Here is a 7,793-nt window from a genome sequence, read left to right as displayed (position 1 = left end):
GGGGCGCAGCCCCCAGGAACGGGATGGGACGGGTAGGGGCGCGGGGGCGAAAACCCCGTCGGCGCCGGAGGCACCCGCACCTACGTTCCCCGTAGCCCCGTCACCAGAGCCGCCTCTCTTTGTCCTGTGAGTGGAGAAAGTAGACGCCAATTCGTGCGCAACTTCTTCCCACCCACGGCACTCACTGCTACGTTCCCCTCGAAAGCCCGAAGAAGCGGTGCCGATGCGGCGGGGAGGGGCCCGTGAGACGTATGACAGCGCGACCCGCGAACGCCCACCAGGCGCGGCTTCTCAGGCTGTTGCGTGACGACGGCCCCAACTCCCGTGCGCAGCTGGGAGATCGGGTCGACCTTTCGCGGTCGAAGCTGGCCGTGGAGGTCGAACGGCTCCTGGAGACGGGGCTCGTGGTGGCCGACGGACTCGCCGCCTCGCGCGGTGGCCGCCGCTCCCACAACATCAGGCTCGCGCCCGCCCTGCGCTTCCTCGGCGTGGACATCGGCGCGACCTCCATCGATGTGGCCGTCACCAACGCCGAGCTGGAAGTGCTGGGGCACATCAACCAGCCCATGGACGTCCGCGAGGGCCCGGTCGCGGTCTTCGAGCAAGTCCTGTCCATGGCAGCGAAGTTGAAGGCCTCGGGGCTCGCGGAGGGTTTCGACGGCGCCGGCATCGGCGTACCCGGACCGGTCCGTTTCCCCGAGGGCGTCCCCGTCGCCCCGCCGATCATGCCGGGCTGGGACGGTTTCCCGGTGCGCGAGGCGCTCAGCCAGGACCTCGGCTGCCCCGTCATGGTCGACAACGACGTGAACCTGATGGCCATGGGGGAGCAGCACGCGGGCGTCGCCCGTACCGTGGGCGACTTCCTCTGCGTCAAGATCGGCACCGGTATCGGCTGCGGCATCGTCGTCGGCGGCGAGGTCTACCGCGGTACGACGGGCAGCGCGGGCGACATCGGCCATATCCAGGCCGTGCCCGACGGCCGCCCGTGCGCCTGCGGCAACCGCGGGTGCCTGGAGGCCCACTTCAGCGGCGCGGCGCTCGCCCGCGACGCCGAGGAGGCCGCCCGGCAGGGGCTGTCCCAGGAACTCGCCGCCCGCCTGGAGACCGCGGGCAGCCTCAGTGCCGTCGACGTCGCCGCCGCGGCCGTCGCGGGCGACGCCACCGCGCTCGACCTGATCCGCGAGGGCGGCAACCGCACCGGGCAGGTCATCGCCGGACTCGTCAGCTTCTTCAACCCAGGCCTGGTGGTGATCGGCGGCGGGGTGACCGGCCTCGGCCACACCCTGCTCGCCGCGATCCGCACCCAGGTCTACCGCCAGTCGCTGCCCCTCGCGACCGGCAACCTTCCCATCGTTCTGGGTGAGCTCGGCCCCACCGCCGGTGTCATCGGCGCGGCCCGGCTCATCAGCGACCACCTGTTCTCACCCGCGTGATCCGTCCGTACCCGCACGACGCGCAGGAGCACCGCATCAACTCGTTCAACGCGTAAGAGTCGCACCACTCCGCACAGTCGCACCACTGCGCAGGACGCACAGCGCCCTGCTCCGCCCTGCCCTGAAACCGGCCGCACGCCCGCCAAGGGGAACCGTCATGGCACCAGAACCACCGTTGCTCACCATGTCCGGCATCACCAAGTCGTTCCCCGGAGTCCGCGCGCTCGACGGCGTCGACCTCGACGTCCAGACCGGCGAAGTGCACTGCCTGCTCGGTCAGAACGGCGCCGGGAAGTCCACCCTCATCAAGGTCCTGGCCGGCGCCCACCAGCCCGACGACGGCACGATCAGCTGGCGCGGCGAACAGGTCACGCTCCGCTCGCCCATCGCCGCCATGCGCCTCGGCATCGCCACGATCTACCAGGAACTCGACCTGGTGGAAGGCCTGTCGGTGGCCGAGAACGTCTACCTGGGGCACGAGCCCACGGCCGCCGGATTCGTCGTACGGGGAAAGGACGCGCGCGCCTCAACGGCCGCTCTTCTCAAGCGACTTGGCCACTCGGAGATCGATCCGGGCCGACTGGTCGGCGACTTGTCGGCCGCCCAGCAGCAGATCGTCTCCATGGCACGGGCCCTCTCCCACGACGTACGCCTCATCGTCATGGACGAGCCGTCCGCCGCCCTCGACCCCGACGAGGTCGACAACCTCTTCCGCATCGTCGGTGACCTCACCGACGAGGGCGTGGCCGTCGTCTACATCTCGCACCGCCTGGAGGAGATCCGCCGTATCGGCGACTGCGTCACGGTGCTCAAGGACGGGCGCGCGGTGGCGGGCGGGCTGCCCGCGAAGTCGACGCCGACGCGTGAGGTCGTCGCGTTGATGACGGGGCGCAACGTCGAGTACGTCTTCCCGGACCGGCCCGAGCACCAAGATCTCCCGGATCCCGTCCTCGAGGTCCAAGGCCTCGCCCGCGAAGGCGAGTTCGCACCGCTCGACCTCACCCTCCGCCCCGGCGAGATCGTCGGCCTCGCGGGACTCGTCGGCTCCGGCCGCTCGGAGATCCTGGAAACCATCTACGGCGCGCGCAAACCGACGGCCGGTCAGGTCCGTGTCGACGGACGGCCCTTGCGCCCGGGAAGCGTACGCGCCGCCGTCCGCGCCGGTCTCGGACTCGCGCCCGAGGAACGCAAGGCACAGGCCCTGCTGATGCTGGAGTCCGTCACACGGAACGTGTCGGTGTCTTCCATGTCCCGCTTCTCGTACGGGGGCTGGCTCGACCGGGGCGCCGAGCGCGAGGCCGCGCACCAGGCGACACGTGAGCTTTCGCTGCGCCCCGACAACCCGTCCGTGCCCGTGCGCACCCTCTCCGGCGGCAACCAGCAGAAGGCCGTCCTCGCCCGCTGGCTGCTGCGCGGCTGCCGGGTGCTGCTGCTCGACGAACCCACCCGCGGCGTCGACGTCGGCGCGCGCGCCGAGCTGTACGCCGTCATCCGCCGCCTCGCCGACGACGGCCTGGCCGTGCTCCTGGTCTCCAGCGAAGTCCCCGAAGTCCTCGGCCTCGCCGACCGCGTGCTGGTGCTCCGCGAGGGCCACGTCGTGCACACGGCGCCCGCCCGGGAGCTCGACGAACACCGCGTACTCGACCTCGTCATGGAAGGAACTCCGGCGTCATGACGCAGCCCGTATCCCCACCCCGGGACGATACCCCGAAGGTGTCGCCGGTGGAGGGACCCAGTCAGTGGCGGACGCTCGCGGCCCGCGCCGACGTCCGCACCCTCTCACTGCTCGGCGTGCTCGCCGCCCTGATCCTCATCGGCGGCATCACCAAGCCCGACGAGTTCCTCGACACCCGCAACCTCCAACTCGTCCTCACCCAGGCCTCGGTGATCGGCGTCGTCACCGTCGGCATGACCTTCGTCATCACCTCCGGCGGCATCGACCTGTCCGTCGGCGCGATCGTCGCGCTCGCCTCGGTATGGGCCACGACGGTCGCCACCCAGGAATACGGTTTCGCCGGCATCCTCTTCACGGCGGTGATCGTCGGCGTGGGGTGCGGCCTGGTGAACGGGCTGCTGATCGCCTACGGCGGCATGGTCCCCTTCATCGCGACGCTCGCCATGTTCGCCTCGGCCCGTGGGCTCGCCCTGCAGATCACCGACGGGAAGACTCAAATCGTCACCGTCGAGGGGGTGCTGGACCTCGGCGGGCGCGACGCCTACATCCTCGGCATCCCGCCCCTGGTCATGGTCTTCGCGCTGGTCACCGTCATCGGCTGGCTGCTCCTCAACCGCACCACCTTCGGACGGCGGAGCGTGGCCGTCGGCGGCAACGCGGAGGCCGCACGGCTCGCCGGCATCGACGTACGCCGCCAGCGGCTGTACCTGTATCTGCTCTCCGGGCTGTGCTGCGGCGTCGCCGCCTTCCTGCTGATCGTCCTGTCGGGCTCGGGCCAGAACACCAACGGCAACCTGTACGAACTCGACGCCATCGCGGCCGCGATCATCGGCGGCACGCTGCTCAGCGGCGGACGCGGCACCATCACCGGCTCGGTGCTCGGCGTCCTGATCTTCACCACGATCACCAACATATTCGCCTTGAACAACCTGCAGAGCGACGTCCAGCAGATCGCCAAGGGCGCGATCATCGTCGCCGCCGTGCTCGTCCAACGCCGCACCGCAAGTACGACCTGAAGCACGACCTGAAGCACGACCCGAGGGACACGCCTTGAGGAAAGGGCCCACCGCCATGCCAGAGCTCACGAGTCGCAGAGGAATGCTGTTCGGCACCGCCGCCGTCGGGGCAGGTGTCCTTCTCTCCGGCTGCACCAGCAACGAATCCGACGACGAGCCGGCCTCGAACGACCAGCCGGCCGCCGACGACAAGCCCGGCAAGCCCGTCACCATCGGCTTCGCGGGCCCCCAGGCCGACCACGGCTGGCTCAACGCCATCAACGACAACGCCAAGAGCCGGGCCAAGAAGTACAAGGACGTCACGCTGGAGATCACCGAGGGCTCCAACGACACCGCCCAGCAGATCGGCCAGATCGAGACCCTGATCAACAAGAAGGTCGACGTCCTGGTGGTGCTGCCCGCCGACGGCAAGGCCCTCACCCAGGTCGGCCTGCAGGCCATGCGAGCCGGCATCCCCGTCGTCAACCTCGACCGGATCTTCAACTCCCCGCAGGCGTACCGCTGCTGGATCGGCGGCGACAACTACGGCATGGGCCTGAACGCCGGTCACTACATCGGCGAGAAGCTCAAGAACAAGAAGAACGCCCGCGTCATCGAACTCGCCGGGCTCGACAACCTGGAGCTGACCAAGCAGCGCACGCAGGGCTTCGACGCGGCCCTCAAGAACTACCCGAACATCAAGAAGGTCGCCCGGCAGGCCGCCGAGTTCACCGTCGAGTCGGGGCAGGCCAAGATGTCCCAACTCCTGCAGGCCCAGTCGAAGTTCGACGCCCTGTGGAACCACGACGACGACCAGGGCGTGGGCGCGCTGCGCGCCATCGACCAGGCCGGGCGTGACGACTTCCTGATGGTGGGCGGCGCGGGCGCGCTCTCCGCGTTCCAGGCCATCAAGCAGGACGACGGCGTCCTGAAGGCCACCGTCCTCTACCCGCCGACCATGGCCGCGTCCGCGATCGACCTCGCCCGCGCCCTCGGCCAGGGCAAGGGCGTCGGCGGCCTCGCCGAGTTCGAGATCCCGTCGTCCCTGACCCTCTACTCGGCCGTCGTCGACAAGGACAACGTCGATCAGTACATGTCCACCGGCTTCAAGTGATGCGCCCTGCTCACACCCCCCACGGCACCACGACGACGAGGAGGACTTCCCGATGGGACAGCCGCAGCAGCCCGACGAGGCCCAGGCAGGGGCAGCGGCCGAGAAGCCGCCGCTGGGCGTGGGCATGGTCGGATACGCGTTCATGGGCGCCGCCCACTCCCAGGGGTGGCGCACCGTGGGCCGTGTCTTCGACCTGCCACGCCGCCCCGTCCTCGCCGCCGTCTGCGGCCGTGACGGACAGGCCGTCCGGGCGGCGGCCGACCGGCTCGGCTGGGCGGCCGCCGAGACCGACTGGCGGTCGCTGATCGCCCGGGACGACGTCGACCTCGTCGACATCTGCACGCCGGGCGACAGCCACGCCGAGATCGCCCTCGCCGCGCTGGCCGCGGGCAAGCACGTGCTGTGCGAGAAGCCCCTCGCCAACACGGTGGAGGAGGCCGAGGCGATGGCCGAGGCCGCCGAAGCCGCCGCCGAGCGGGGCCAGGTGGCGATGGTCGGGTTCAACTACCGCCGGGTGCCCGCCACCGCGCTGGCCCGGCAGATGGTCGCCGAGGGCCGCCTGGGGGCCCTGCGCCACGTACGGGTGACGTATCTCCAGGACTGGCTGGTGGACCCCGGGTTCCCGCTGACCTGGCGGCTGCGCAAGGAGACGGCGGGTTCGGGCGCGCTCGGCGACCTGGGCGCGCACATCGTCGACCTCGCGCAGTATCTGGCGGGGGAGCCGGTGATGGGCGTGTCCGCGCTCACCGAGACGTTCGTACGGGAACGGCCGCTGCCCGGCGGTGCGTCCAGCGGTCTGTCCGCCGTCTCGTCCGCTGTCTCGTCCGCGGCCGAGGCGGTCGGCCAGGTCACCGTGGACGACGCCGCCGTGTTCACCGGCCGGTTCGCCTCGGGCGCACTCGCCTCCTTCGAGGCCACCCGGTACGCGACCGGCCGTAAGAACTCCCTGCGCATCGAACTCAACGGCGAACACGGATCGTTGGCGTTCGATCTGGAGCGGCTCAACGAACTCTCGTACCACGACGGCAGGGAAGGCGGCGCGCACGCGGGTTTCCGCCGCATCCTCGTCACCGAACCCGAGCACCCCTATCTCGAGGCCTGGTGGCCGCCCGGCCATGGCCTCGGCTACGAGCACACCTTCGTCCACCAGGCCCGCGACCTGGTGCATGCCATCGCCGAGGGCAGCGCACCGATGCCCTCCTTCGCGGACGGGCTGCAGGTGCAGCGCGTGCTCGCGGCGGTCGAGGAGAGCGCCGCCAAGAACTCCGTCTACACATCCGTGGTGGTCTGAGGAGGCCCTGATCCATGCCGCGCAACTTCACGCTCTTCACCGGCCAGTGGGCCGACCTGCCGCTCGAGGAGGTCTGCCGCCTCGCCCGTGACTTCGGCTATGACGGACTCGAACTCGCCTGCTGGGGCGACCACTTCGAAGTCGACAAGGCACTCGCGGACTCCTCCTACCTCGACTCCCGCCACCAGTTGCTCGACAAGTACGGCCTCAAGTGCTGGGCCATCTCCAACCACCTGGTCGGCCAGGCCGTGTGCGACGCCATCATCGACGAACGCCACCAGGCGATCCTCCCGGCTCGCATCTGGGGCGACGGCGAGGCGGAAGGCGTACGACAGCGGGCGGCGTCCGAGATCGCCGACACCGCACGCGCCGCGGCGGCCTTCGGCGTCGACACCGTCATCGGCTTCACGGGGTCCGCGATCTGGCACCTGGTCGCGATGTTCCCGCCCGCTCCCGAGGCGATGATCGAGCGCGGCTACGAGGACTTCGCCCAGCGCTGGAACCCCATCCTCGACGTTTTCGACAGCGAGGGCGTGCGGTTCGCCCACGAGGTCCACCCCAGCGAGATCGCGTACGACTACTGGACAACCCAGCGTGCGCTGGCGGCAGTCGACCACCGTCCTGCTTTCGGGCTGAACTTCGACCCCTCGCATTTCGTCTGGCAGGACCTCGATCCGGTCGGCTTTCTGTGGGACTTCCGCGACCGCATCTACCACGTCGACTGCAAGGAAGCGCGCAAACGCCTCGACGGACGCAACGGCCGCCTCGGCTCCCACCTGCCGTGGGGCGATCCGCGCCGCGGCTGGGACTTCGTGTCCGCCGGCCACGGTGACGTGCCGTGGGAGGACGTCTTCCGGATGCTGCGCTCCATCGACTACGCGGGACCCGTATCGGTCGAGTGGGAGGACGCGGGCATGGACCGCCTCCAGGGCGCACCCGAGGCACTCACCCGGCTCAAGGCGTACGACTTCGAACCGCCGTCGGCGTCCTTCGACGCGGCGTTCGGCGGCAACGACTGATCCTTTTCCGCCTCCGGGGTGACGGCGCACCCCGGCGCACCGCACGCACGTACAACCGGCCCCAATCTGGAGGCACCGTGCACGGGAACGACATCAGTACAACAAGAACCACCAGAACCGAGAGCCACGGACGACGCCCGAGACTGCGCAAGACGCTCGCTCTGCTCACCGGCGCGCTTCTCGCCGGCGCGTCACTCGGCCTCGCCACGCCGCAGGCGGGCGCCGCCGTCGCCGAGCCCGGCGGCGCACCGGCCGCACCCGCCGCG

7 protein-coding genes are annotated in these 7,793 nt (G+C 70.2%); all 7 read left to right on the top strand.

The genetic code is table 11. The annotated features are described in order from the left end of the window. Positions 1-251: 251 nt before the first annotated feature. Positions 252-1,433 (top strand): ROK family transcriptional regulator, encoded by a 1,182-nt coding sequence (locus FGD71_RS35740; protein WP_119104708.1) that lies wholly within the window; start codon positions 252-254, stop codon positions 1,431-1,433. A 157-nt stretch (positions 1,434-1,590) separates the two neighbouring features. Next, positions 1,591-3,108 carry a sugar ABC transporter ATP-binding protein gene (locus FGD71_RS35735; protein ID WP_119104707.1) on the top strand — a complete coding sequence of 506 codons (1,518 nt, stop codon included), beginning with the start codon at positions 1,591-1,593 and terminating at the stop codon, positions 3,106-3,108. After that, entirely contained in the window at positions 3,105-4,124 is a 1,020-nt protein-coding gene (locus tag FGD71_RS35730; protein WP_119104706.1) for an ABC transporter permease, read from the top strand. Before FGD71_RS35735 ends, FGD71_RS35730 begins: the two co-directional genes overlap by 4 nt. Positions 4,125-4,179: 55 nt before the next feature. Beyond that, positions 4,180-5,217, top strand: a complete 1,038-nt coding sequence (locus FGD71_RS35725; RefSeq protein ID WP_119104705.1) for a substrate-binding domain-containing protein — start codon at positions 4,180-4,182, stop codon at positions 5,215-5,217. 52 nt (positions 5,218-5,269) lie between these two features. Then, on the top strand, positions 5,270-6,508 hold the full coding sequence (locus FGD71_RS35720) for a Gfo/Idh/MocA family protein (protein ID WP_119104704.1): 1,239 nt from the start codon (positions 5,270-5,272) through the stop codon (positions 6,506-6,508). A 14-nt stretch (positions 6,509-6,522) separates the two neighbouring features. Then, positions 6,523-7,527, top strand: coding sequence for a sugar phosphate isomerase/epimerase family protein (locus tag FGD71_RS35715; protein ID WP_119104703.1), 1,005 nt, complete (start codon positions 6,523-6,525; stop codon positions 7,525-7,527). A 77-nt stretch (positions 7,528-7,604) separates the two neighbouring features. Next, the coding region (locus FGD71_RS35710; RefSeq protein ID WP_140936035.1) for a hypothetical protein at positions 7,605-7,793 on the top strand (189 nt) is incomplete at its 3' end.

The sequence above is a fragment of the Streptomyces sporangiiformans genome, assembly GCF_005768555.2.
Lineage (GTDB): Bacteria > Actinomycetota > Actinomycetes > Streptomycetales > Streptomycetaceae > Streptomyces > Streptomyces sporangiiformans.
The sequence above is the reverse complement of the archived record's forward strand: the minus strand, read 5'-3'. Positions and strand labels throughout refer to the sequence as shown.

What these genes read in the sequence shown, in the direction of transcription:
- FGD71_RS35740 (WP_119104708.1), top strand. Translation starts at nt 252, where the DNA reads ATGACAGCGCGACCCGCGAACGCCCACCAGGCGCGGCTTCTCAGGCTG.
- FGD71_RS35735 (WP_119104707.1), top strand. Translation starts at nt 1,591, where the DNA reads ATGGCACCAGAACCACCGTTGCTCACCATGTCCGGCATCACCAAGTCG.
- FGD71_RS35730 (WP_119104706.1), top strand. Translation starts at nt 3,105, where the DNA reads ATGACGCAGCCCGTATCCCCACCCCGGGACGATACCCCGAAGGTGTCG.
- FGD71_RS35725 (WP_119104705.1), top strand. Translation starts at nt 4,180, where the DNA reads ATGCCAGAGCTCACGAGTCGCAGAGGAATGCTGTTCGGCACCGCCGCC.
- FGD71_RS35720 (WP_119104704.1), top strand. Translation starts at nt 5,270, where the DNA reads ATGGGACAGCCGCAGCAGCCCGACGAGGCCCAGGCAGGGGCAGCGGCC.
- FGD71_RS35715 (WP_119104703.1), top strand. Translation starts at nt 6,523, where the DNA reads ATGCCGCGCAACTTCACGCTCTTCACCGGCCAGTGGGCCGACCTGCCG.